Below are 25,624 nucleotides of genomic sequence, written 5' to 3'. Positions count from 1 at the left end.
TCATGAACAGGATCTTCTCAACCCTCGGTTTTTCGCTATGGATGGCGCTGCTTTCTCCGATGGTCCAGGCAGTCAATCTCAAAGCGCTGGATGTCGCCGCGCTGCCTGGTGATCGCGTCGAGTTGAAACTGGCTTTCGACGGGCCGCCGCCCGCGCCCCATGGCTACACTACCGATCAGCCGGCCCGAATCGCCCTCGATTTGCCGGGCGTGAGCAGCCAACTGGCAAGCAAGACGCGGGACCTGGGAGGCGGCAACGCTCGCAGCGCGACGGTGGTCGAGACCAAGGACCGCGCCCGTTTGATCATCAACCTGACGCAGTTGACGCCTTACAGCACACGAGTTGAGGGCAACACGCTGTTCGTGGTGGTTGGGCAGGCCGCCGCCGCTCGGAAACCCCGGCCCGCTGCACCGCGAGTGGCCAGCGCCTTGCCAGCGCCAGCCAAGACTTATGCTCCCGTGAGCAAGGCCATTCGCGGCGTGGACTTTCAGCGCGGTGAGCAGGGTGAAGGCAATGTCGTTATTGATTTATCGGACCCAGGTATCAGTCCGGACATCCAGGAGCATGACGGCAAGATCATCCTCAACTTCGCCAAAACCCAGTTGCCTGAACGGTTGCGGGTTCGTCTGGACGTCAAGGATTTCGCCACGCCGGTGCAGTTCGTCAACGCCAGTGCGTCTTCCGATAAAGCCAGCATCAGTATCGAGCCCAGTGGCACATACGACTATTCGACCTACCAGACTGACAACAAACTGACCGTCAGTGTCCGCCCGATGACCGTCGACGATCTGCAGAAGCGTAACGCAGAGCGCTTCGCCTACAGCGGCGAGAAGCTGTCGTTGAATTTTCAGAACATCGATGTGCGCTCGGTACTGCAACTGATCGCCGATTTCACCAACCTCAATCTGGTGGCCAGCGACACGGTGCAGGGCGGCATTACCTTGCGCCTGCAAAACGTGCCGTGGGATCAGGCACTGGATCTGGTGCTCAAGACCAAAGGGTTGGACAAGCGCAAGATCGGCAACGTCTTGCTGGTAGCGCCGGCAGATGAGATTGCCGCCCGTGAGCGCCAGGAGCTGGAGTCACGCAAACAGATCGCCGAGCTGGCGCCACTGCGCCGTGAGCTGTTGCAGGTCAACTACGCCAAGGCGGCGGATATCGCCAAGCTGTTCCAGTCGGTGACCAGTGCCGAGGCGAAAGTCGACGAGCGTGGTTCGATCACTGTCGACGAGCGAACCAACAACATTATTGCTTACCAGACCCAGGACCGTCTGGATGAACTACGGCGAATCGTCGCTCAACTGGATATTCCGGTGCGTCAGGTGATGATCGAGGCGCGGATTGTCGAAGCCAACGTCGACTACGATAAAAGCCTCGGCGTGCGTTGGGGCGGTTCGGTGAGTAACAAGGGTAACTGGAACGCTTCCGGGGTCAGCAGCGGCTCTTCGACCACCGTCGGTACGCCGGGCAGCACCAGTACCAACTCACCGTTCGTCGACATGGGCGCGGCGGGGAATACGTCGGGGATTGGCATCGCCTTCATCACCGATAACGTGTTGCTGGACCTTGAGCTGACGGCCATGGAGAAGACTGGCAACGGGGAAATTGTCTCTCAACCCAAAGTGGTCACCTCCGACAAGGAAACCGCGAAGATCCTCAAAGGCACGGAAATTCCCTATCAGGAAGCCAGCTCCAGCGGCGCGACATCGGTGGCGTTCAAGGAGGCCTCGCTGTCTCTGGAAGTGACACCACAGATCACCCCGGACAACCGCATCATTATGGAGGTCAAGGTCACCAAGGATGAGCCGGACTATCTGAACAAAGTGCAGGATGTACCGCCGATCAAGAAGAATGAGGTTAACGCCAAGGTACTGGTCAACGATGGCGAAACCATCGTCATCGGCGGGGTTTTCTCAAATACTCAAAGCAAGGTTGTAGATAAGGTGCCATTTCTCGGTGATGTGCCGTATCTTGGCCGCCTTTTCCGGCGTGACGTGGTGTCGGAGAAAAAATCCGAGCTGCTGGTATTTCTCACTCCGCGTATCATGAATAACCAGGCGATTGCTGTGAGTCATTGATTCTGTGCGAAATTTGATTCTTGTTGGGCCAATGGGTGCTGGAAAAAGCACCATCGGCCGCTTGTTGGCCAAAGAGCTGCGCCTGCCGTTCAAGGATTCCGATAAGGAAATTGAATTGCGCACGGGCGCCAATATCCCGTGGATCTTCGATAAAGAAGGCGAGCCCGGCTTTCGAGACCGCGAGCAGGCGATGATCGCCGAGTTGTGCACGCTTGATGGTGTGGTGCTGGCGACTGGCGGCGGGGCAGTGATGCGCGAAGCCAATCGTCGGGCGCTGCATGCTGGCGGGCGCGTGGTGTATCTGCACGCGTCTGTCGAACAGCAGGTCGGGCGCACCGCGCGCGATCGCAATCGTCCGCTGTTGCGCACCGCCGATCCGGCAAAAACCCTCCGGGATCTACTGGCATTACGCGATCCGCTGTATCGGGAAATCGCCGACCTGGTGGTGGAAACCGATGAGCGGCCGCCGCGGATGGTGGTCCTGGACATCCTGGAACGCTTGCAGCAGCTACCTCCCCGTTAATGCGCAGAACGAAATGCGCTATCCTCGGCGTCGCGTCATGACCGCTCGAAGGTGTGGCGCATGACGAGTGGGCAGCGTCACACAAGCAGATGTTGCCAGTCGATAATGTAAGGCAGGACGCCTGATTCCAACTTCACTGTGGGGACACATGCAGACACTTAAGGTCGATTTAGGCGAGCGTAGCTACCCGATCCATATTGGCGAAGGGTTGCTGGATCAGCCCGAACTGCTGGCGCCGCATATCGCCGGGCGGCAAGTCGCGATCATCTCCAACGAGACCGTTGCGCCGCTGTATCTAGAGCGTCTGACCCGCAGCCTTGCACAGTATTCGGTTATTTCCGTGGTTCTGCCCGACGGTGAAGCCTTCAAGAACTGGGAAACCCTGCAAACCATCTTTGACAGCCTGCTCACCGCTCGCCATGACCGCCGCACCACCGTGATCGCTCTGGGCGGCGGTGTGATTGGTGACATGGCTGGTTTTGCCGCCGCCTGTTACCAGCGTGGTGTCGATTTTATTCAGGTCCCGACGACATTGCTCTCGCAAGTCGACTCCTCGGTTGGCGGCAAGACCGGCATCAATCACCCGCTGGGCAAAAACATGGTCGGCGCCTTCTATCAGCCGAACGTCGTGTTGATCGATACCGCCACACTCAATACCTTGCCGGCCCGCGAGCTGTCTGCGGGTCTGGCGGAAGTCATCAAGTACGGGCTGATCTGCGACGAGCCGTTCCTGACCTGGCTCGAAGAAAACGTCGATCGCCTGCGGGCACTGGATCAAACGGCCCTGACCTACGCTATCGAACGCTCCTGCACGGCCAAGGCTGCTGTGGTCGGTGCCGACGAGCGTGAGTCTGGTGTACGCGCCACTCTCAACCTGGGCCATACCTTCGGCCACGCCATCGAAACCCACATGGGCTATGGTGTCTGGCTACATGGTGAAGCAGTGGCTGCTGGCACTGTAATGGCCCTGGAAATGTCTTCGCGTCTGGGCTGGATCAGTGAGCAGGAGCGTGATCGTGGCATTCGCCTGTTCCAGCGGGCCGGGTTGCCGGTCATCCCTCCGGAAGAGATGACGCAAGCCGATTTTCTCGAACACATGGCAATTGACAAGAAAGTAATCGACGGTCGTTTGCGACTGGTATTGTTGCGCCGCATGGGCGAAGCCGTAGTGACCGACGATTATCCGAAAGAGGTTTTACAGGCCACGCTGGGGGCGGATTACCGCGCCCTGGCTCAGCTTAAAGGTTAATAAGATCCCGATGACTAGTTTGCATGCCGACGAGGCGTTCCTCGGCCACTACCAGTTGAGTCACGACCCTTTCGCTCCACGGGTGCCTGGCTTCAAATTCTTCCCTGCCCAGCGCAAGCCCGTGCTGGGGCAACTGCATCACCTGGCTCGTTACAGCCAGTTGTTGCTGGTGGTCACCGGCCCACAAGGCAGTGGCAAGACCTTGTTGCGTCAGGCGCTGGTAGCCAGTACCAACAAGCAGTCGGTGCAGAGTGTGGTGGTTTCCGCCCGTGGTGCCGGTGATGCGGCGGGTGTATTGCGTCAGGTGGCTCAGGCGTTGAACGTTGCCCAGGCTGAAGTCGGCGCGATTCTCAAGCAGGTGGTACAGCTCGCACTGACCGGCCAGGAAGTCTATTTGCTGGTCGATGACGCCGAGCAACTCGACGAGTCCGCCCTTGAAGCGCTGCTGGCGTTGGCGGCGGGTGCGCCGGAAGGTCGTCCGCACGTGTTTCTGTTCGGTGAGTCGTCGCTGATCGCCGAGCTTGAGCAGCTAAGCACCGAGGAAGAGCGCTTCCACGTTATCGAGCTGCAACCTTATGCCGAAGAAGAAACTCGCGAATACCTGGCGCAGCGACTCGAAGGCGCCGGCCAGGGAATCGAACTTTTCTCTGCGAATCAGATCTCTGAGATTCACGAAAGCTCCGATGGATGGCCTGGCAACATCAATCAGGTCGCCCGCGATGCGATGATCGAAGCCATGATTGCTAGCCGCTCAGCGGTCAAGCGTCCAAGTATGGGGTTCAACATGCCGAAGAAACACGTATTGGCGATATCCGCCGTAGTCGTGGTCGCGGTGGCCGCAGCCTGGTTGATGCCAGGTCGCAGCAAGGCACCAACCACCGGTGCGCCAGCCAATGAGCAGGCGCAATTGCCACTGGGCACACCGAAGCCGAACGGCGGTGCTCCGGCGGTCGAGTTCGCCGGTAATACTCAGCCGATGCCGTTGCCGTTGGTCGGACAATCGCAGCCGGTTATGCGCGGCCCATTGGCGGAAGCTGCGGGCGGTATCACTGAAGGTGACGACGGCGTGCCGGTCGAAGGCTCCAGCGCCACGCCGCCTACCGTGACCACTACTGCGCCTCCAGCCGGTATTCCGGCCGGTCCGACGCCAGCTCCTGCGGCCAAGCCAACGCCTGCGCCTGCACCGACTCAGGTCGCTACCGCCAAGCCTGCCCCGGCACCTGCGGCCAAACCGGCTCCAGTGGTCAAACAAGCCCCAGTCGCCAAGCCTGTCGAGAAACCCGTCGAGAAGCCGGCGAACGTCGCCAAAGCCACGACCGGTGGTACCTGGTACGCAGGTCAGGCGCCAGGCAACTACGTGGTGCAAATCCTCGGCACCAGCTCTGAAGCCTCGGCGCAAAACTTCGTCAAGGAACAGGGTGGCGAGTACCGCTATTTCAAGAAAGTCCTCAACGGCAAGCCACTTTACGTCATCACTTACGGTAGCTTCGCCAACCGCGATGCAGCCGTTACCGCCATCAAGGCCTTGCCAGCGAAGGTTCAGGCTGGTAAACCTTGGCCTCGCTCTGTCGCCAGCGTCCAACAGGAACTGGCTACAACTCGCTGAAGATTCGGCGGCCTTACCCAGGCCGCCTCTCCCGGCACCTCAAAATTTCTGCAAGCGCATGCTGCCTCCAGGCCGCGTGCCTTGTGGTGTCTGCGTCACAGTAGTCTTTGAGTCGTTGCGGTCAACATTAAAAATGTTTTGACTAGCACAGCATATCGCTTTAAACCTTTCACGAATGCGACATAGATTTGCGACATTTCGTCGTCAAATTTGTGAGCCTTTGTGTCGGTATGTACAATGACCTCCCTTTTGCCCCCGCAAAGCTGGCGTACGTTCGGCGTGGAAGGTAACTGGCTGAATTGAAAAGAAATTTGTCTCGATAAGAGGCAGCCTGGTGAGAAAGTGTCTATGAAAGCAGGTCTGTACCAACCAGATGAGTTTAAGGATAACTGCGGTTTCGGCCTGATAGCCCATATGCAGGGCGAACCCAGTCATACCCTGTTGCAAACGGCCATTGAGGCCCTGACCTGCATGACCCACCGCGGTGGGATCAACGCTGACGGCAAAACCGGTGACGGTTGCGGTCTGCTGATGCAAAAACCCGACGTGTTCCTGCGCGCCATCGCCCAGGAAACGTTCGGTGTTGAACTGCCCAAGCAATACGCCGTGGGCATGGTGTTCTTCAACCAGGATCCGGTAAAAGCCGAAGCGGCTCGCGAGAGCATGAATCGCGAGATCCTGGCGGCCGGCCTGCAACTGGTTGGTTGGCGCAAAGTGCCGATCGACACCAGCGTCCTCGGCCGTCTGGCGCTCGAGCGCCTGCCGCAGATCGAGCAAGTGTTCATCGGCGGTGCTGGCCTGAGCGATCAGGACATGGCCGTCAAGCTGTTCACGTCCCGTCGTCGTTCGTCCGTGGCCAACGCCGCCGACCTCGACCACTATGTCTGCAGCTTTTCCCACAAGACCATCATTTACAAAGGCCTGATGATGCCGGCGGACCTGACCGCCTTCTATCCAGACCTCAGCGACCAGCGCCTGCAAACCGCGATCTGTGTGTTCCACCAGCGCTTCTCCACCAACACCCTGCCGAAATGGCCGTTGGCTCAACCGTTCCGCTTCCTCGCGCACAACGGCGAAATCAACACCATCACCGGTAACCGCAACTGGGCGGTGGCTCGTCGCACCAAGTTCACCAACGATCTGATGGATCTGGAAGAACTCGGTCCGCTGGTCAACCGCGTGGGTTCCGACTCCTCGAGCATGGACAACATGCTGGAACTGATGGTCACCGGCGGCATCGACCTGTTCCGTGGCGTGCGGATGATCATTCCGCCTGCGTGGCAGAACGTCGAAACCATGGACCCGGATCTGCGTGCGTTCTACGAATACAACTCGATGCACATGGAGCCGTGGGACGGCCCGGCCGGCGTGGTAATGACCGATGGTCGTTACGCGGTGTGCCTGCTCGACCGTAACGGCCTGCGCCCAGCGCGTTGGGTCACCACCAAGAATGGCTTCATCACCCTGGCCTCGGAAATCGGTGTCTGGAACTACCAGCCAGAAGACGTGATCGCCAAGGGCCGTGTCGGGCCTGGCCAGATCTTTGCCGTGGACACCGAAACCGGTCAGATCCTCGACACCGATGCCATCGACAACCGCTTGAAGTCCCGTCATCCGTACAAGCAATGGCTGCGCAAGAATGCCCTGCGCATCCAGGCGACCATGGAAGACAACGACCACGGTTCAGCGTTCTACGATGTCGATCAGCTCAAGCAGTACATGAAGATGTACCAGGTCACTTTTGAAGAGCGTGACCAGGTGCTGCGTCCATTGGGCGAGCAGGGCTACGAAGCGGTCGGCTCCATGGGCGACGATACGCCGATGGCCGTGCTGTCTCAGCGTGTGCGCACGCCGTACGACTATTTCCGTCAGCAGTTCGCGCAGGTCACCAACCCGCCGATCGACCCGCTGCGTGAAGCCATCGTCATGTCGCTGGAAGTCTGCCTCGGCGCCGAGCGCAACATCTTCCAGGAGTCGCCGGAACACGCCTCGCGCGTGATCCTCAGCTCGCCGGTCATTTCCCCGGCCAAGTGGCGCTCGCTGATGAACCTCGATCGCCCGGGCTTCGAACGCCAGGTCATCGACCTCAACTACGACGAGGCGCTGGGCCTTGAAGCCGCAGTGCGCAATATCGCCGATCAGGCTGAAGAAGCCGTGCGTTCCGGGCGTACCCAGATCGTACTGAGCGACCGTCATATTGCTCCGGGCAAACTGCCGGTTCACGCTTCCCTTGCCACGGGCGCGGTGCACCACCGTCTGACCGAAAAAGGCCTGCGCTGCGACAGCAACATCTTGGTCGAGACCGCTACCGCGCGCGATCCGCATCACTTCGCGGTGCTGATCGGCTTCGGTGCCTCTGCGGTTTATCCGTTCCTGGCTTACGAAGTGCTGGGCGACCTGATCCGCACCGGTGAAGTACTGGGCGACCTCTATGAGGTGTTCAAGAACTACCGCAAAGGCATCACCAAAGGCCTGCTCAAGATCCTCTCGAAGATGGGCATCTCGACCGTCACTTCGTACCGTGGCGCGCAGCTGTTCGAAGCCATCGGCCTGTCTCAGGAAGTTTGCGATCTGAGCTTCCGTGGCGTGCCGAGCCGTATCAAGGGTGCGCGTTTCGTCGACATCGAAGCGGAGCAGAAGGCATTGGCTGCCGAGGCCTGGAGCCCGCGCAAGCCAATCCAGCAGGGCGGTTTGCTGAAGTTCGTCCACGGTGGCGAATATCACGCGTACAACCCGGACGTGGTCAACACGTTGCAAGCCGCTGTGCAGCAGGGCGACTACAGCAAGTTCAAGGAATACACGGCGCTGGTGGACAACCGTCCGGTGTCGATGATCCGCGACCTGCTCAAGGTCAAAACCCTTGAGACGCCGCTGGATATCAGTGAGATCGAGCCACTGGAGTCGGTGCTCAAGCGCTTCGACTCTGCCGGCATCTCGCTGGGTGCACTGTCGCCGGAAGCTCACGAAGCCCTGGCCGAAGCCATGAACCGCCTCGGTGCGCGTTCCAACTCCGGCGAAGGCGGCGAAGACCCGGCGCGTTACGGCACCATCAAGAGCTCGAAAATCAAGCAAGTGGCCACCGGCCGTTTCGGGGTGACCCCGGAATACCTGGTCAACGCTGAAGTGCTGCAGATCAAGGTCGCGCAGGGCGCCAAGCCCGGCGAAGGCGGTCAGCTGCCAGGCGGCAAGGTCAACGGTCTGATCGCCAAGCTGCGTTACGCCGTGCCGGGCGTGACGCTGATCTCGCCGCCGCCGCACCACGACATCTATTCGATTGAAGACTTGTCGCAGCTGATTTTCGATCTGAAACAAGTCAACCCGAAGGCGCTGGTCTCGGTGAAGCTGGTTGCGGAAGCCGGCGTCGGCACCATCGCCGCGGGCGTGGCCAAGGCCTATGCCGACCTGATCACCATTTCCGGTTACGACGGCGGCACCGGCGCGTCGCCGCTGACATCGATCAAGTACGCGGGTGCACCGTGGGAACTCGGCCTGGCTGAAACCCACCAGACCCTGCGCGGCAACGACTTGCGCGGCAAGGTTCGGGTGCAGACTGACGGCGGTCTGAAAACCGGCCTCGACGTGATCAAGGCCGCCATCCTCGGCGCTGAAAGCTTCGGCTTCGGCACCGCGCCAATGATCGCCCTGGGCTGCAAATACCTGCGTATCTGCCACCTGAATAACTGCGCCACCGGTGTGGCGACTCAGAACGAAAAACTGCGCAAGGACCACTACATCGGTACGGTCGACATGGTGGTGAACTTCTTCACCTACGTCGCCGAAGAAACCCGTGAGTGGCTGGCCAAGCTGGGCGTGCGTTCCCTCGAAGAGCTGATCGGTCGTACCGATCTGCTGGAAGTCCTCGAAGGCCAGACCGCCAAGCAAAACCACCTGGACCTGACTCCGCTGCTGGGCAGCGATCACATCCCGGCGGACAAGCCACAGTTCTGCCAGGTCGACCGCAATCCGCCGTTTGATAAAGGCCTGCTGGCCGAGAAGATGGTCGAGATGGCTACTTCGGCGATCAACGACCTGAGCGGCGCCGACTTCGCTCTGGATATCTGCAACTGCGACCGCTCCATCGGCGCGCGGATTTCCGGCGAGATCGCTCGCAAGCACGGCAACCAGGGCATGGCCAATGCGCCGATCACCTTCCGCTTCAAAGGGACGGCCGGTCAGAGCTTTGGTGTGTGGAACGCTGGCGGCCTGAACATGTACCTCGAAGGCGATGCCAACGACTATGTCGGCAAAGGCATGACCGGCGGCAAACTGGTCATCGTTCCGCCAAAAGGCAGCGTCTACAAGACTCAGGACAGTGCCATTATCGGCAACACCTGCCTGTACGGCGCCACTGGCGGCAAGCTGTTCGCCGCCGGTACCGCGGGCGAGCGTTTCGCGGTGCGCAACTCCGGTGCTCACACCGTGGTTGAAGGCACTGGCGATCACTGCTGCGAGTACATGACCGGTGGTTTCGTCTGCGTACTGGGCAAGACCGGTTACAACTTTGGCTCAGGCATGACCGGCGGTTTCGCCTACGTGCTCGACCAGGACAACAGCTTCGTTGACCGGGTCAACCACGAACTGGTGGAAATCCAGCGGATCAGCGGTGAGGCGATGGAAGCCTATCGCAGCCACTTGCAACGCGTGCTGAACGAATACGTCGAGGAAACCGACAGCGAGTGGGGTCGTAACCTCGCTGAAAACCTCGATGACTACTTGCGTCGGTTCTGGTTGGTCAAGCCAAAGGCTGCCAGCTTGAAATCGTTGCTTTCCAGCACCCGTGCCAACCCGCAGTGATATGCGCCTGAAGAGTTTGATGAGGTTTTAACAATGGCTGAACGTCTGAATAATGACTTCCAGTTCATCGAGGTCGGGCGCAAGGATCCGAAGAAGAAACTGTTGCGTCAACGCAAGAAAGAGTTCGTGGAAATCTACGAACCCTTCAAACCCCAGCAGTCGGCCGACCAGGCTCACCGCTGCCTGGGTTGCGGTAACCCGTATTGCGAATGGAAGTGCCCGGTGCACAACTTCATTCCCAATTGGCTGAAGCTGGTGGCCGAAGGCAACATCCTCGCCGCCGCCGAACTGTCGCACCAGACCAACACCCTGCCGGAAGTCTGCGGCCGCGTGTGCCCACAGGACCGTCTGTGCGAGGGTGCATGCACCCTTAACGACGGCTTCGGCGCAGTGACTATCGGTTCGGTCGAGAAGTACATCACCGACACCGCGTTCGCCATGGGCTGGCGCCCGGACATGTCCAAGGTCAAACCGACCGGTAAGCGTGTTGCGGTGATCGGCGCAGGCCCTGCTGGCCTGGGTTGTGCCGACGTGCTGGTACGCGGCGGCGTGACCCCGGTGGTGTTCGACAAGAACCCGGAAATCGGCGGTCTGCTAACCTTCGGCATCCCCGAGTTCAAGCTGGAAAAGACTGTGTTGAGCAATCGCCGCGAAGTCTTCACCGGCATGGGCATCGAGTTCCGCCTGAACACCGAAATCGGCAAGGACGTGTCCATCGAGCAACTGCTCGAAGAATACGATGCCGTGTTCATGGGCATGGGCACCTACACCTATATGAAGGGCGGTTTTGCCGGTGAGGATCTACCGGGCGTCTACGACGCGCTGGATTTCCTGATTGCCAACGTCAACCGCAATCTGGGCTTTGAAAAGTCGCCGGAAGATTTCGTCGACATGAAAGGCAAGAAGGTCGTGGTGTTGGGTGGCGGCGACACGGCGATGGACTGCAACCGCACCTCGATCCGTCAGGGCGCCAAGTCGGTGACCTGTGCCTATCGTCGTGACGAAGCGAATATGCCTGGCTCGCGCAAAGAGGTGAAGAACGCCAAGGAAGAAGGCGTGAAATTCCTCTACAACCGTCAGCCAATCGCAATCGTCGGTGAGGACAAGGTCGAAGGTGTGAAGGTGGTCGAGACCCGTCTCGGCGAGCCGGACGCCCGTGGCCGCCGCAGCCCCGAGCCGATCCCGGGCTCCGAAGAGATCATCCCGGCCGACGCCGTGGTCATCGCGTTCGGTTTCCGTCCAAGCCCGGCGTCGTGGTTTGAGCAGTTCAGCATCCAGACCGACAGCCAGGGCCGTGTTGTGGCTCCGGAGCAAGGTCAGTACAAGCACCAGACCAGCAACCCGAAGATCTTCGCCGGTGGCGACATGGTGCGTGGTTCTGACCTGGTGGTAACCGCGATCTTCGAAGGCAGAAACGCTGCCGAAGGGATCCTGGATTACCTGGGCGTCTGATACCTCTACCTGTAGGAGCTGCCGAAGGCTGCGATCTTTCCAGCGTCCAACACGCAATACGGACGGGCGATAAGATCAAACGATCGCAGCCTGCAGCAGCTCCTACGGGGGCTCAGGACGCGACAAATTGACCCGATAGACAAAAGGCGCGGCTCTTGCCGTGCCTTTTGCGTCGCGCTCTGAGAAAATGCCCGCACTTTTTTTCCGGATGCCGACATGACTGCCCTGAAGAACGACCGTTTCCTTCGCGCCCTGCTCAAGCAACCCGTAGACGTCACGCCCGTGTGGATGATGCGTCAGGCCGGTCGCTACCTGCCTGAGTACCGCGCCAGCCGTGCCAAGGCCGGCGATTTCATGAGCCTGTGCATGAACCCGGAGTTCGCGTGCGAAGTCACAATGCAGCCGCTCGACCGTTATCCACAGCTGGATGCGGCGATCCTCTTCTCCGACATCCTGACCATTCCCGATGCCATGGGCCAAGGCCTGTACTTCGAAACCGGCGAAGGTCCGCGCTTCAAAAAAGTCATCAGCACGATGGCGGACATCGAAGCCCTGCCGATTCCTGACCCACACAAAGACCTCGGCTACGTCATGGACGCGGTCAGCACCATTCGCCGCGAGCTGAACGGCCGCGTGCCGCTGATCGGCTTCTCCGGCAGCCCATGGACCCTGGCCACCTACATGGTTGAAGGCGGCTCGTCGAAAGACTTCCGCAAGACCAAGGCCATGCTCTACGACAACCCGCAAGCCATGCACCTGCTGCTGGATAAGCTCGCGCAGTCGGTCACCTCATACCTCAATGGCCAGATCATGGCCGGCGCGCAAGCGGTGCAGATCTTCGATACGTGGGGCGGTAACCTCTCGGCTGCGGCGTACCAGGAGTTCTCCCTGGCCTACATGCGCAAAATCGTCAGCGGTCTGATCCGCGAACACGAGGGCCGCAAAGTGCCGGTCATCCTGTTCACCAAAAACGGCGGGCTGTGGCTGGAAAGCATCGCCGATGCCGGTGCAGATGCCCTGGGTCTGGACTGGACCTGTGACATTGGCGAAGCCCGCCAACGTGTCGGCAACAAAGTCGCCCTGCAAGGCAACATGGACCCTACCGTGCTCTACGCCAAGCCAGAAGCCATTCGTGCCGAAGTCGGCCGGATCCTCGCCAGCTACGGCAAAGGCAGCGGCCACGTGTTCAACCTCGGCCATGGCATCACCCCGGAAGTCGACCCGGAACACGCCGGCGCCTTCCTGCGCGCGGTGCATGAGTTGTCGGCGCAGTATCACGAATAACGTTCGCGCTTAAACAAAAACGCCCGGCTTATGCCGGGCGTTTTTGCATCAGGAAGATCTTTTGCTTCTAAGCTTCCACATTCTCCAACGGCGGTAACTTCGCCAGTTTCAATGCCACCAGCAGCGCAATCACCAGCAATCCGCCGATGAACAGGCCGATCCCGTTCCAGCCGCCCAGGTGCCAGAACACCCCGCCCGCCGTGCCGGCGATACTCGATCCGGCGTAGTAGCTGAACAGATAAAGCGACGAGGCCTGGCCCTTGGCCTTGGTCGCGCGGCGGCCGATCCAGCTGCTGGCCACCGAGTGCGCGCCGAAGAAGCCAAAGGTGAAGATCAGCATACCGATAATCACCAGCGGAAACGGCGTGAGCAGGGTCAGCGCCAGGCCTGCAAGCATCAGCACGATGGTCGCCCAGAGGACTTTGCGGCGGCCGAGTTTGTCGGCCAATGCGCCGATTTTTGCCGAACTGTAGATACCCGACAGGTAGACCACCGAGAGCAAGCCTACGAAGGCCTGATCCATGTGGTAGGGCTCGGCCAGCAGGCGATAGCCGATGTAGTTGAACAGCGTGACGAATGCGCCCATCAGCACGAACGCTTCGAGGAACAACCACGGCAGGCCGGCGTCGCGAAAGTGCATGGTGAAACCGTCGAGCAAGCTGCGCGGATGCATCGAGCGGGAGCGGAAGTTGCGCGACTCGGGGAGGATTTTCCAGAACACCGTTGCGGCAATCAGCGCCAGACCACCGATCACCAGCATCGCCGTATGCCAGTTAATGAAATCGATCAATACGCCGACGATCAGCCGACCGCACATCCCGCCAATCGCGTTGCCACCGATGTACAGCCCCATCGCCAGGCCAATGTGCTGCGGATGAATCTCTTCGCTCAAGTAAGTCATGGCCACCGCCGCCAGCCCGCTGAGAGACAGCCCGACCAGCGCACGCGTCACCAGCACCCCCTGCCAGCTCGGCATCATCGCACTCGCAATCGTGCACAACGCTGCCGCGAACAGCGCCGCAACCATCACCGGTTTGCGGCCGATGCGGTCGGAGATCGGGCCGGTGATCAGCAAGCCAATGGCGAGCATCCCGGTGGCCACCGACAGGATCAGGCTGCTCTGCGCCGCGTTGATCGAAAACTCACGGGAGAACAACGGCATCATCGGCTGCACGCAGTAGAGCAGGGCGAAAGTCGCGAAACCGCCCGAGAACAGCGCCAGCACCGTGCGCATGAACATTGGCGTGCCTTTTTCGATGTACACGTCATTCAGTTGAGCGACCACATCGTCCAGCGCGGTAGGCGGCAATTCATGGGCGAGCGGGGCGACAGCAGTTTTCACGGGGGACCTCGGGAGAGCACGGCCAGGCAGGCAATGGAAAAATCATATAGCTGGCTAATGTTTCTATCCAATATATTGTTCGACCTGTTTGATAGGTTTAACGACCTAATGGAGTTTTCATGGAATTGCGCCATCTGCGTTACTTCATCGCCGTCGCCGAAGAACTGCACTTCGGCCGCGCCGCACAGGTGCTGGGCATCTCCCAACCGCCGCTGAGCCAACAGATTCAGGTGCTGGAACAGGAAGTCGGGGCACGCTTGTTCGAACGTACCAATCGTCGGGTCGAGCTCAGTGAAGCCGGTCGGCTGTTCCTCGAAGAGGCTCGGCTGGTGCTGGCCCAGGTCGACAAAGCCGCCGACGTCGCCCGTCGCGCCCAACTCGGCGAGCTGGGGGAGTTGAAGATCGGCTTCACTTCATCGGCGCCGTTCAACTCGACCATCCCGCAGGCGATCTTCTCGTTTCGTCAGCGCTTCCCTGCCGTGCATTTGAACCTGCGGGAGATGAGCAGCACCCAGGTCGCCGAGGCACTGGTGGATGAGTCGATTCAGGTCGGAATCATGCGGCCATTACCGCTGCCGGATTCGCTTGAGGTGGTTGAGTTGACGCGTGAGCCGTTGGTGGCGGTGCTCAGCTCCAAGGATCCGCTGGTGGTGGGCAGCGAGGACGGGTTGTTTCTGTCAGCGCTGGCCCACGAGCCCTTCGTGTTCTTTCCGCGCAGCTACGGCAGCGGTCTATACGCGCAACTGCTGAGTCTGGCGCGCGACGCGGGGTTCAGCCCGCACTTCGCCCAAGAGGCTGGCGAGGCCATGACCATCATCGGCCTGGTGGCGGCAGGGCTCGGGGTCTCGGTGTTGCCAGCGTCCTATCAGCGGATGCGCATCGACGGCGTGGTCTATCGCCCTTTGCTCGACCCGCTGGCGATGTCAGCCGTGTGGCTGGTGCAGCGCAAGGATCAGAAATCGCCGATGGCCAAGGCGTTTGTCGAGTTGCTGACGCGTAAGGTTGAGGCGACTTAGCAGATACGGCGCGATGACAAGCCGACATGTTAGTCAAGCGTTGGCGGCCCCAAAGATCGCAGCCTGCGGCAGCTCCTACGCCGATCTTTGTAGGAGCTGCCGCAGGCTGCGATCTTTTGATCTTGATGTGGCGCTTACGACCAGCGGCGGAAAATCAGCGAAGTATTAACCCCACCAAAAGCAAAATTGTTGTTCATCACGTACTGGTTGCTCATCCGGCGGAACTCGCCGCGCAGGTAATCCAGTTCGCCGCAGTGCGGGTCGACGTTGTCGAGGTTGAAGGTGTGCGCGTACTGGTCGCTGTTCATCATTTCTATGCTGAACCAGGACTCCAGTGCACCGCAGGCGCCCAGGGTATGACCGAGAAAGCTCTTCTGCGAGCTGATCGGCATGTGGCTGCCGAACAGGCTGCTGGTGGCCAGGGTTTCCGCGATGTCGCCTTGTTCGGTGGCGGTGCCGTGACCGTTCACGTAGCCAATAGCCGAAGGCTCCAGACCTGCATCTTCCAGCGCCAGTTCCATGGCCCGACGCATGGTGGTTTGCTCCGGGCGGGTGGCGTGCTGGCCGTCGGCGTTACTGCCGAAACCAACGATTTCGGCGTGAATGTGTGCACCACGGGCCAGCGCGTGTTCGAGTTCTTCGAGCACCAGCATGCCGCCGCCTTCACCAATCACCAGGCCATCGCGCGCACTGTCATAAGGCCGTGGGCTGGTTTGCGGCGCGTCGTTTTTCAGGCTGGTGGCGTAGAGCGCGTCGAACACCATGGCTTCGGTCGGGCACAGTTCTTCGGCACCGCCGGCGAGCATCAGCGGCAGGCGGCCGAACTTGATCGCCTCGTAGGCATAACCGATGCCCTGGCTGCCACTGGTGCAGGCGCTGGAGGTCGGGATCAGCCGCCCGGTGAGGCCAAAGAAAATGCTGATGTTGGCGGCAGTGGTGTGCGGCATCATTCGCACGTAGGAGTTGGCGTTCAGGCCTTCAGCCACAGAATTGAGCAGCATCTTGCCAAAGGCTTTGATCTCGTCGGTGCTGCCGGTGGATGAGCCGCAAGACACGCCCATGCGGCCGTCTTTGATCGACTCGTCACCGAGCAGTCCGGCATCGGCCAGCGCCCGTTCTGCCGCGCCGACCGCCAGCCGGGAAACCCGGCCCATGCTGCGCAACTGCTTGCGGGTCCAGTGGCTCGGGACGCTGAAGTCGTCGATGGGACCTGCCAGGCGTGTGTTCAGCTCGGTGAAGCGATCCCACTCATCCATGCGGCGGATGCCACTGCGATTGGCCTTGAAGTTAGCGCAGATGGTCTTCCAGTCGCTGCCCAACGAGGTGATGCCGGCCATGCCGGTGACGACGACGCGCTTCATCAGCACAGGCCTCCGTTGACGGCCAGAACCTGCCGAGTGATATAGCCTGCCTCTGCGGACATCAGGAAGTTCACTGCACTGGCCACCTCTTCAGGGGTGCCCATGCGTTGTGCGGGGATCATTTTCAGCAGTTCTTCCACGGGTACGTTTTCGTCGAGCATCGCGGTGTCGATCAGACCCGGAGCGACGCAGTTGACGGTGATCTTGCGTTTGCCGAGTTCGATCGCCAGGGCCTTGGCGGCGCCAATCAGCCCGGCCTTGGAGGCGCTGTAGTTGACCTGCCCACGGTTGCCGATCAACCCGGACACCGAGGTGATGCAAACGATCCGTCCGGCGGCGCGACGACGAATCATTGGCATCATGACCGGGTGCAATACGTTATAAAAACCGTCGAGGTTGGTGCGCATCACCACATCCCAGTCGTCCTCGCTCAGGGCCGGGAAGGCACCGTCGCGCGTCAGGCCGGCGTTGAGCACCACGCCGTAATAGGCGCCGAGGGTTTCCACGTCAGCTTCAAGGATCGCCTTGCAGCTGGCGCGATCCGATACGTCGAATTGCAGGATGCGCGCGCGGCGTCCCAATGCTTCGATTTCGGCCTGAACGGCTTCGGCGTCGCTGCGACCGCTACGGCAATGCAGCACCAGATCAAAGCCGGCCTGGGCCAGGCGTAGTGCGATGGCGCGGCCGATACCGCGGCTGGAACCGGTGACCAGTACGGATTCAGTCAAGACTGGGCTCCAGTAGTGCTAGAAGAAGAGTGGGATTCGTGTAGATAGTGAGCCGCCTGAGGTGGGCAGAACACATTCAGACGGGCCATGGCATGGATGCCGGGACCTGTCAGATGGCACTCGAAGACGCCCATGCCGTTGTCGTCTTCGAGCGAACGCAGGGCGTGGATCGTCAGTTCGCTGCCGACCGGAAAGTGTTCCACATTACATTCAAATTTACGCGTGCCGAGCAGGAATCCAAGCTCAACTGCATTGCCTCGCTCACGTGCGCGACAGCCGGCGTACGCTGCCACACTTTGTGCCATCAGCTCGATGCCGACCCAGGCCGGCAAACTGCCGTCGGGCTGGTTGAACAGGCCACCGGGTTTGACGGTGAGGCGGGTGTGAATCTGTTCTTCGTCGAACGACAGCACATGATCGATAAGGATCATGTCACCCGCATGGGGCAGCAGTTCGGCGAGAGGCCAATCAATCATTGGGCGTCTCCGATAATCAGGCTGACGTTGTTGCCACCAAAGGCAAAAGAGTTACTCATCAGGCAACGTGTAGCGCTCTGTTCCAGGCGATCAGCGGTGGTCACAAAACTCAGCGCTGGCAGCTGCGGGTCGGGCTGGCCGTCCCAGACTTGGGGTGGCAGCGCGTGTCGGGTATTTTCGCGGCTCAGGCTCAACCAGCAGAACGCCGCTTCCAGTGCCCCGGCCGCGCCGAGGGTGTGGCCGGTCATGGGTTTGGTCGACGAGCAGGGCACGCCTGCCGGGAACAGTGTGTTGACCGCCAGGCTTTCCATGGCGTCGTTGTGTTGGGTGGCGGTGCCGTGCAGGTTCAGGTAGTTGATTCGCTCAGGCGCTAAACCGGCGTTGTGCAGGGCCTTGTTCATCGCTTGCAGGGCGCCGCGCCCGCTGGGCTCCGGGGCGGAAATATGGTGTGCATCGGAGCTGGCGCCACTGCCCAGGAGCGCAATCGGTTGGCTGCTGCCGAGGTGTTTGCTCATCAAGAAAAGTACCGCCGCTTCACCGATGTTGATGCCGTTGCGATTGATCGAAAACGGATTGCAGCGCTGTTCGGAAACCGCATCCAGCGCCGAAAAACCGTTGAGGGTCAGTTTGCACAAACTGTCGACGCCGCCGCACAGGACGACATCACACACGCCGAGGTCGAGTAATCGCTGAGCACTCAACAATGCACGGGCGCTGGAGGTGCAGGCCGTGGAAATCACGTAGGCCGGACCGCTCAGTTGCAGCCAGTCAGCGAGGAAATTCGCCGGGGCACCGAGTTCCTGTTGTTGGTAGTCGTAGCCCGGTGGGAACTGACCGTTGCGAATGTACTGGGCAATCCCGCGACTGGCTTCGTCGATGCCCGAAGTGCTGGTGCCCAGGACGATGCCGATGCGTCCACGGCCATAGGTTTGAATGGCGTGTTCGATGTCTTCGCGGATTTGCAGCGCGGCTTCCAGCAGCAACTGATTGTTGCGGGTGTTGTGCTGGTTCAGTGCCGCCGGGATCACGGCCAACTCACCGTGTACCGCCGCGACCGGTAGCGAACGCTCAGGCACCCAGCCGGCCTCGACGCGCATTCCCGAGCAATCGCCGGCAAACAGCTTGCGGGCCACTTCGTGTTTGTTGCGGCCCAGGCTGCAGATCAACCCGAGGGTGTTCAGGTAGGCCGTCATGGTGCAATCTCGGCGGTCAGCGGGGTAACGTGATAGTACAACTGTTCGGGCAGTGTCAGAACGAAGTCCGACGGGGTTCGATACAGCACCTGCCAATGCGGCGTCAGTGAGCGTAAGGCGGCGTGATGCCGGGCCGCAGGATAATTATCGAGCAACTCGGCCTCCGGTGTCAGGGCGAACAGCAACGCCGCAAACAACTGGCGTGCTTCGGGATTGGGCGGTAGCAAGCCGTCGGCCTGCCACTGGTTGTCGACCAGACGCTGGCGAGCCACAGGAATACCCAGAGGGTCAATCAACGACCAGCGAATGCCGGCTCCTTCGCGCTGGATCACCAGCAGCCAGTCCTGACGCTGATCGGCCCGTTGCCGTTCGACATGCAATTGCAATGGCAAGGCCAGCGTCGGGTTGCGCTCGGGCAGCGGCGGCTGGCTGGCGCAAGCGCTCAGCAGCAGGGCACAGCACACGAGCAGGAGGCGAATCATCAGCACTGACCTTCGAGCGGTTTACGGGCAACCACGTTGACCAGGGTTTCTTCCCGTTGGCCAACCGGTTTTGGGCGGCGCAGTCCAAAGCGTTCGAGCAGACCGAAATCCTTCGCGCGACTCCACCACAGATAAGGGTAAGACACGTTTTGCGGGCCGAATTCAAACCCCTGCTGACGAATCATCTGCAAATAACCGTCGGCGCTCTTTTGCACGTGCATCGGGTGGCGAAACAACCAGCGAATCACCCAGGTGTCGATGTAGGCTTCGGTGGACTCGGCAAACAGCAAATAGCCGCCCGGCTTGAGCACCCGATAGAACTCGGCGAGGGCTTTCTCCTGTTCCACCAGGTGGTGGAAGGTCTGGTGGCAGAACAGCAGGTCGACGCTGGCGTCCGGCACCGTGAGGGTCGCGCAGTCGCTGGCGATCAGCTCGACATCGATGTTCTGGCGCTGCGCCTCTTCGCCGCTGAGCATGAGGCTGTGCGGGTCAGCGTCCAGACCGATCAGCCGTTGCGGGGCAAACACTCGATGCAAGTACTGGAACGACTTGCCCTGACCGCAACCGGCATCCAGCAGCACTGGATGGCTCGGCAGCGCTTCGCTGAACACGTGGCGCAGGTCATTGATTGCCACCCGCAGCACGTGGTGCTGCCAGGTGTAGCTGCGCAGGAACCAGAAACCGAAGCGGGTTTCCTCGACGTAGCTATCGCTGAGGTACTGTTGTCCGGTGCCACTCACGTTGCATCACTCGCACAAATCTCCGACAGCATGCGCAACCGGCGCTTGGGTTCGCTGACGAACGGATTGCGTTCGTCCCAAGCGTAACCGGCGAGGATCGCGCTGATCATCCGACGGATCTCCGGTGTGCCACCCTGATGGTAGATCACATCCTGAAAGGTCCCGGTGTACCAGCCTTCAACGTAGCAGCGGAACGTGTCGACGCCACGCTTCAGAGGCTCGGCAAACTCGCGCTGCCAGTCCACACTTTCGCCTTGCAGTTGGCGATGCAGAACGCCGGCGGCCATACTCGCCGAACGCATGGCGATGGTCACACCGGAGGAAAATACCGGATCGAGGAATTCTGCCGCATTGCCGAGCAAGGCGAAGCCTGGACCGTGCAAGGTTTTGACGTTGGCCGAGTAGCCGCCGATGGTTCGCGCGGGCGTGTCCCAATGGGCGCTTTTCAGCACCTTGGCCAAGCTCGGCGTTTCGGCGATGAAGCCGCGCAGGCACGCGTCGAGATCGTCGCCGCGGCCTTCGAAGTGTTCGGCCGCGGCGACCACGCCCACCGAGCAGCGACCATTGCTGAAGGGGATGGTCCAGAACCAGATATCGCGCTGGGTCGGGTGAGTGGTGATGAGGATCTTTTCACGGTCGAAGTGCGGGCTGTCAATGTGGTCTTCGACGTGGGTGAACACCGCTTGGCGCATCGGGAAATTCGACGGTGCTTCAAGGTCGAGCAGGCGCGGCAACACGCGGCCGTAGCCGCTGGCATCGAGCACAAAGTCGGCTTCGATAGAGTATTCGCTGCCGTCTTCACGGCGAGCACTGAGCTGGGGCTTCGCCAGCTCGAAGTTGGCACTGATGATCGTCTCGCCGTAACGGATTTCCACTCCTTGCAGCGCCGCCTGATCGGCCAGCAGTTTGTCGAAATCAGCGCGCTGGACCTGGAAAGTGGTCGGTTTGCCGTGGCTGAAGGTGTCACCGAAATCGAACGTGCTGTAGCGCTCGCCCCAGGCGAACGCCGCGCCGTTCTTCAGCTGAAAACCGGCGGCTTGTACCGCTTCAAGCATGCCGGCTTCTTCGACGAAATCCAGGCAGTGCGAGAGCAGGCTTTCACCGATGGAAAACCGTGGGAAGTGCTGACGTTCAATGATCAACACGTCATGGCCGTTACGCTTGAGCAGCGCGGCGGCGATGGCGCCCGATGGGCCGGCACCGATAACGATGACCTGGCGACGTTCCGTATCAACTGTTGGCACTGGAGCTCCTTGCCGGGGCGGCGACCTGTGAGGGAATTCGGTGCACACCGGCGAGTGCCGGCAGCAGCGTTGCGATCAAACCCATCAACATCAGCGCGAAGTACAGCGCCGGGCTGATCAGCTGTTGTTGCAGTAGCAGGTTGAGAAAGACGATCTCGCTCAAGCCACGAATGTTCAACAGCAGACTTTCGCGCCAGCGGCTGGCGCCGATAAACGATGCGCCGGCCCAACCGAGGCCGAGCCAGTTACCCAACAGTTTGCTGGCGATGGGAAACACCAGCAGCGCACCGAGTTGCGCCCAGCTAAGGCTGTCCATGACGCTGTGCACGTTGATCTGCACTATGCCGAAGGTCAGGATCAGCGGTATCGCGATGCCGTTCTGCAAGTGGCTCATCCAGGCGGCCTGTAACGGTAGCACCAGCGGCAGCTTGAGGGCGGCCATGCACAACAGATAACCGATGCCGAAAATCAGCGCATTGAGTTTGAAGTGTTCCGCCACCACCAGCAGCGCGAAGAAGCCCAGGCTGTGCAGCAGCGGTTGACGCAGCCCGAGCACGCGCAGCAGCAACGGCAGGCAGGCGCCGGCCAGCGGCAGCAACAGGCTGCTCAGGTGCAGGCTGCCTTGGGCGAAGGCGAACAGGCTCCAGCAGGTCAGGTCGATGAGGATCGCGGTCTGCACCAGTCGGCGAGTAGCGGCGGGTGGATAGTTGATGTGCCGCAAGTACAGATACAACACCGGAATCGCCGTGATCGCGAACAACAGGCCGACCGCCAGCGAGCTCAACCATGGCTGATCCGGCAGCAGCCAAATGGCTGTCGCCAGACCGCAGACGAACGGAATGCCGAAACTCGGCAGGGCGATTTTCAGGCTCTGGCGATCCAGCTTCAGGTCGATCACGTCGCTGAGGATATGCCCCAGCAGCAGTGCAAAACTCAGGCTGTAGAGGTTTTTCAGCCAGCTCGGCGAGACCAGCTCGGCGCCGCTCAACTGCCAGTACGGTTCAATCCAGACATACATCAACAGCGGCAGGCCAAAGGTCGCCAGCAGCAACTGGCTGACAATCGGGATCAACCCAAAATGACGCCCGATGCGAGTCGCCACGGCGAACAGCACCACGGCCAGCAGCCAGAACAGCACGATCATCATGCTGCCGGCTCCGCAACGGGCGCGGTGTGCGCCGAAGGTTTGGCCCACGGTGCGAGGATGAAGCTGAAGGCCAGCCCAAGGCTCACCGAAAGGCCGAAGTTGCTCACCGCCGGGGTGCTGGAAATCGCCAGCAGACCAAACGACAGCCATGTAGTCGCTGCTGCCAGCAGCGTGCCCAGCAGGCTCACGGCAGCACCGCCGATCTGCTCGCGCATGAGGATCGCGTAATCGACACTGATCGCTGTCACCAGCAGCAACCCGAACACGCTGAACAGTGTCAGCGGCTGCCCCAGCCAACCGAGGCTGGCCAGGCTGCACAATGCCGCCAGTAATGGCAGCGCGACGAGCCGCAGGGCGCCGCCAAAACCGAAGGGCAGAATCAGCAGCAACACGATCAATACGCAGGACATCAGTTTCAGTTCAGCGGCGCTGATCTGGGTAGCGGCGAAGACTTTGTTCAGGTCGTCCAGACGATCCACCAACTGCACACCCGGCAAGTCCAGCGCTTGCACCCGCAGTAACGCGGCATCATTCAAGCCTTGCAGGCTGACCATGGCCGCCACGCCGTCATCCGAGGCGCCCAGCCACAGCGGGCGCCACGGTTCGGCCAAGGGGCCGACCAGCGCTGCGTCAACGTCTTCGACCGGCAATGCCTGCAACTGCGCCAGTTCGGTTTGCAGTGCGGTGACCGGGATACCGAGGTTGAGCAACGGTTGCCAGAATGCCGGGAGTTTGTTCAGGGCTTCGCGAACCTGTTGCTGCTCGGAAGGCAGGCTGACCAGTTGGCTCAGCGCCAGGTAGCCTTTGAGCTTGTCCAGATTGACCAACTGTTCGAGCCGTTCGCTGAGGGCTTTCTGACGTTCGAACAGTTGCTGCTGATTGGCCGCACGTACCAGGAAAAACTGGCTGGTGGGTTGATAGCCGGTGATCCGTGCAATGGTCTGCGCTTCATCCATCAACTGCGGCGGCGCACTGACCCACTGACGGATGTCGTTTTTCGTGGTCAGGTGCCACAGGCCTCCGGCACAAAAGGCCAGGACCAACACCAGCAGGACCGAACTGCGCACGCGTTTGAGCAGCGCTACACGCATGCTCACTAAAAACTCGGCCACCTGCAGCGGCCACTGTGCTGGTCGCAGATCCGTGCCCTTGAGCAGCGCCGGCAACCAGCAAACCGCCGACAGGTACGCGCCGAGCAAGCCGGCGGCGGAGAACACGGCAATCTGGGTCAGCGCCGGGAACGGCGTCCAGGCCAGTGCCAGATAGCCGATGCAACTGGTGGCCAGGCTCAGGGTCAGTCCCGGCAAGGTCAGACGCAGCGCAGGCCAGCTGTGCCAGGGTTTCAGGCTCCAGCTCTTGGACAGGTAATGCAGCGGGTAATCGACGGCGACGCCGATCAGGCTCGACCCCAGTACCAGGGTCATCACGTGCATATGGCCAAACAGCGCAACGCAGGCCACCGAGCCAAACAGCATGCCGACCAAAACGGGGATGAAGGCCAGTAACACCCGAAGCCTGCGGAACGCCAACAACAGCAGCAACAGGATACCGACGGTTGCACCACCGCCGACCCAGGTGATTTCGCGGGTCGCCTGCTGTTGACCGTTGGCGGCGTACAGCAGGCCGCTGGCGGCGAGTAGTTGCACATCGGCCTGCGCCGCTTCTTCACGACTGTGCTTGAGCAGTTCGGCGACTCTCAGTGGCAGGCGCATGTCGAACGCGTTACCGCTGGTGCGGGCTCGCAGCAATACCCAGCTTTTGCCGTCGGCGTCGGCGACCAATGCGCCGCTGCCAATGTCCAGTTGCACTGAACCGTGCTGCGGCTGGCTGTTTTGAATGCGTCCGGTCAGGCCCAGCCAGTCATCCTGGCTCGGCACCAGGCTGAAACCGGTAAAGGGGTCGAACAGCGCTTGCACGCGCTGCTGGATAAAGGCTTGCGGTTGTTCGATCAGTTGTTGCCGATCCGTCGCCGAGAGCATCGCCAGCCGACCCTGCAGCAGCTGTGTGCGCAGCGCCGGCAGGTCGGCTTGCAGGTTCCATTGGACCTTTTCGAACACGCCGCTGGCCAGCCACTGTTCGCCGAGTTTCTGTGTCATGGCGATGGCTTGCTGGCGATCGGTGTGGCCGACCAGCACCAGCATTTCGCGGTTCAGCGGTTCTTGCATGCGCTGTTCGGCCTTGAGCTCCAGCGCATCTGGCGCGGTGCCCGGTACCAGATCCATCAGGTTGGCCGACAGCGGTGCGCCGTCGTGCCATTGCCAGCCGGCAAGTGCGAGCACTGCCAGCAGCAGGGTCAGAAATAGCCGTGGGAGCCTCCGTTCACTCGGCAAAGTCATGTTGCTCCGCATCGCTCAGTGGGTTGGCGCTGGTGGTGTCCTGCATGCGCAAAACGGTGCTGTCGCCCTGGGTTTCCAGCAACTCGATGCGCTGCACCAGTTCGCCGCCGTCGATGTTGATCTGGTTGAACACTTGCTTGAGCAGCATCGAACGCGGGGTCAGCGTGAGCGTCCAGTGCTGCGCTTCGCCGCTCAGCGACAGCTCGAAATCCCGTTGCAGTCCGCTGCTGTCACCTTGCAGTACCGCGAGGAAGATACGGTTCTGCTCGGCACCGGCGCTTTTGCCCGGCAGCATTTGCCACGCGCTGCCATCACGCCGGGCAATACCTTTGGCGCTGATCCGGTAATCCTGTTGCAGCGGAGTCTTGAGCAACCACAGCAAACCGTGATCCCTGGCCAGCACGAACGTGCCCTTGCTGGTCAGCGGTTGTGGCAGGGCACGCAGGTGTTTTTCCTGAATGAAGTTGCCGTGGATCACGCTCGGCTTGGCCAGTTGATCGCTCAGTTGTTGCAGGTCGAAAGCGTTTGCCAGCGATGAAAAGCCAAGCAACACGAGGCTTGCGACCATCGCGT

The 25,624-nt window shown here is 60.7% G+C and carries 19 protein-coding genes; 8 read left to right on the top strand and 11 right to left on the bottom strand.

What is annotated here, in order from left to right:
- Positions 1-2 precede the first annotated feature (2 nt).
- The 7 genes from BLL42_RS12075 (at position 3) to hemE (ending at position 12,986) form a co-directional block, all read left to right on the top strand.
- Positions 3-2,078: a type IV pilus secretin PilQ gene (locus tag BLL42_RS12075; protein WP_071552301.1), complete on the top strand. Its 2,076-nt coding sequence runs from the start codon at positions 3-5 to the stop codon at positions 2,076-2,078.
- 4 nt (positions 2,079-2,082) lie between these two features.
- A complete protein-coding gene (gene aroK / locus BLL42_RS12070; protein ID WP_071552300.1) occupies positions 2,083-2,601 on the top strand; it encodes a shikimate kinase AroK in 519 nt (172 codons plus the stop codon).
- A gap of 148 nt (positions 2,602-2,749) precedes the next feature.
- Complete coding sequence (gene aroB / locus BLL42_RS12065; protein WP_071552299.1) at positions 2,750-3,850, top strand: 3-dehydroquinate synthase; 1,101 nt, start codon at positions 2,750-2,752, stop codon at positions 3,848-3,850.
- Between the two features lie 10 nt (positions 3,851-3,860).
- On the top strand, positions 3,861-5,456 hold the full coding sequence (locus tag BLL42_RS12060; protein ID WP_071552298.1) for an AAA family ATPase: 1,596 nt from the start codon (positions 3,861-3,863) through the stop codon (positions 5,454-5,456).
- A 348-nt stretch (positions 5,457-5,804) separates the two neighbouring features.
- Complete coding sequence (gene gltB, locus BLL42_RS12050; RefSeq protein WP_071552297.1) at positions 5,805-10,250, top strand: glutamate synthase large subunit; 4,446 nt, start codon at positions 5,805-5,807, stop codon at positions 10,248-10,250.
- A 33-nt stretch (positions 10,251-10,283) separates the two neighbouring features.
- Entirely contained in the window at positions 10,284-11,702 is a 1,419-nt protein-coding gene (locus BLL42_RS12045; RefSeq protein WP_054595236.1) for a glutamate synthase small subunit GltD family protein, read from the top strand.
- A 216-nt stretch (positions 11,703-11,918) separates the two neighbouring features.
- Complete coding sequence (gene hemE / locus BLL42_RS12040) at positions 11,919-12,986, top strand: uroporphyrinogen decarboxylase (RefSeq protein WP_071552296.1); 1,068 nt, start codon at positions 11,919-11,921, stop codon at positions 12,984-12,986.
- Positions 12,987-13,053: 67 nt separating this feature from the next.
- Here hemE and BLL42_RS12035 read toward each other — a convergent pair whose 3' ends face one another.
- Complete coding sequence (locus tag BLL42_RS12035; RefSeq protein WP_408004027.1) at positions 13,054-14,295, bottom strand: MFS transporter; 1,242 nt, start codon at positions 14,293-14,295, stop codon at positions 13,054-13,056.
- A 152-nt stretch (positions 14,296-14,447) separates the two neighbouring features.
- Here BLL42_RS12035 and BLL42_RS12030 point away from each other — a divergent pair, with 152 nt between their 5' ends.
- Positions 14,448-15,344: a LysR family transcriptional regulator gene (locus tag BLL42_RS12030; RefSeq protein WP_071552294.1), complete on the top strand. Its 897-nt coding sequence runs from the start codon at positions 14,448-14,450 to the stop codon at positions 15,342-15,344.
- Between the two features lie 134 nt (positions 15,345-15,478).
- On the opposite strand, the gene BLL42_RS12025 is transcribed toward BLL42_RS12030, so the two are convergent.
- From BLL42_RS12025 to BLL42_RS11980, 10 genes are read right to left on the bottom strand one after another with little or no spacing between them, the layout of a single operon-like run.
- Positions 15,479-16,705, bottom strand: a complete 1,227-nt coding sequence (locus tag BLL42_RS12025) for a beta-ketoacyl-ACP synthase (protein WP_071552293.1) — start codon at positions 16,703-16,705, stop codon at positions 15,479-15,481.
- Positions 16,705-17,433, bottom strand: a complete 729-nt coding sequence (fabG, locus tag BLL42_RS12020; RefSeq protein ID WP_071552292.1) for a 3-oxoacyl-ACP reductase FabG — start codon at positions 17,431-17,433, stop codon at positions 16,705-16,707. Before fabG ends, BLL42_RS12025 begins: the two co-directional genes overlap by 1 nt.
- Positions 17,430-17,909, bottom strand: coding sequence for a hotdog family protein (locus BLL42_RS12015; protein ID WP_071552291.1), 480 nt, complete (start codon positions 17,907-17,909; stop codon positions 17,430-17,432). The genes fabG and BLL42_RS12015 overlap by 4 nt, the downstream gene beginning before the upstream one ends.
- Positions 17,906-19,102: a beta-ketoacyl-[acyl-carrier-protein] synthase family protein gene (locus BLL42_RS12010; protein ID WP_071552290.1), complete on the bottom strand. Its 1,197-nt coding sequence runs from the start codon at positions 19,100-19,102 to the stop codon at positions 17,906-17,908. Before BLL42_RS12010 ends, BLL42_RS12015 begins: the two co-directional genes overlap by 4 nt.
- Positions 19,099-19,584, bottom strand: a complete 486-nt coding sequence (locus BLL42_RS12005; protein WP_071555747.1) for a hypothetical protein — start codon at positions 19,582-19,584, stop codon at positions 19,099-19,101. The genes BLL42_RS12010 and BLL42_RS12005 overlap by 4 nt, the downstream gene beginning before the upstream one ends.
- Positions 19,584-20,324, bottom strand: coding sequence for a class I SAM-dependent methyltransferase (locus BLL42_RS12000; protein ID WP_071552289.1), 741 nt, complete (start codon positions 20,322-20,324; stop codon positions 19,584-19,586). The genes BLL42_RS12005 and BLL42_RS12000 overlap by 1 nt, the downstream gene beginning before the upstream one ends.
- Positions 20,321-21,568 carry an NAD(P)/FAD-dependent oxidoreductase gene (locus BLL42_RS11995; RefSeq protein ID WP_071552288.1) on the bottom strand — a complete coding sequence of 416 codons (1,248 nt, stop codon included), beginning with the start codon at positions 21,566-21,568 and terminating at the stop codon, positions 20,321-20,323. Before BLL42_RS11995 ends, BLL42_RS12000 begins: the two co-directional genes overlap by 4 nt.
- Entirely contained in the window at positions 21,555-22,715 is a 1,161-nt protein-coding gene (locus BLL42_RS11990; RefSeq protein ID WP_071552287.1) for a cation:proton antiporter, read from the bottom strand. Before BLL42_RS11990 ends, BLL42_RS11995 begins: the two co-directional genes overlap by 14 nt.
- Positions 22,712-25,051, bottom strand: coding sequence for an MMPL family transporter (locus BLL42_RS11985; RefSeq protein ID WP_071552286.1), 2,340 nt, complete (start codon positions 25,049-25,051; stop codon positions 22,712-22,714). Before BLL42_RS11985 ends, BLL42_RS11990 begins: the two co-directional genes overlap by 4 nt.
- Complete coding sequence (locus BLL42_RS11980; protein ID WP_071555746.1) at positions 25,035-25,619, bottom strand: outer membrane lipoprotein carrier protein LolA; 585 nt, start codon at positions 25,617-25,619, stop codon at positions 25,035-25,037. Before BLL42_RS11980 ends, BLL42_RS11985 begins: the two co-directional genes overlap by 17 nt.
- Positions 25,620-25,624: the final 5 nt, after the last annotated feature.

It is taken from the genome of Pseudomonas frederiksbergensis, from assembly GCF_001874645.1.
Taxonomy (GTDB): domain Bacteria; phylum Pseudomonadota; class Gammaproteobacteria; order Pseudomonadales; family Pseudomonadaceae; genus Aquipseudomonas; species Aquipseudomonas frederiksbergensis_B.
Note: the sequence above shows the minus strand (reverse complement) of the source record. Positions and strands in the feature narration are given on the sequence as shown.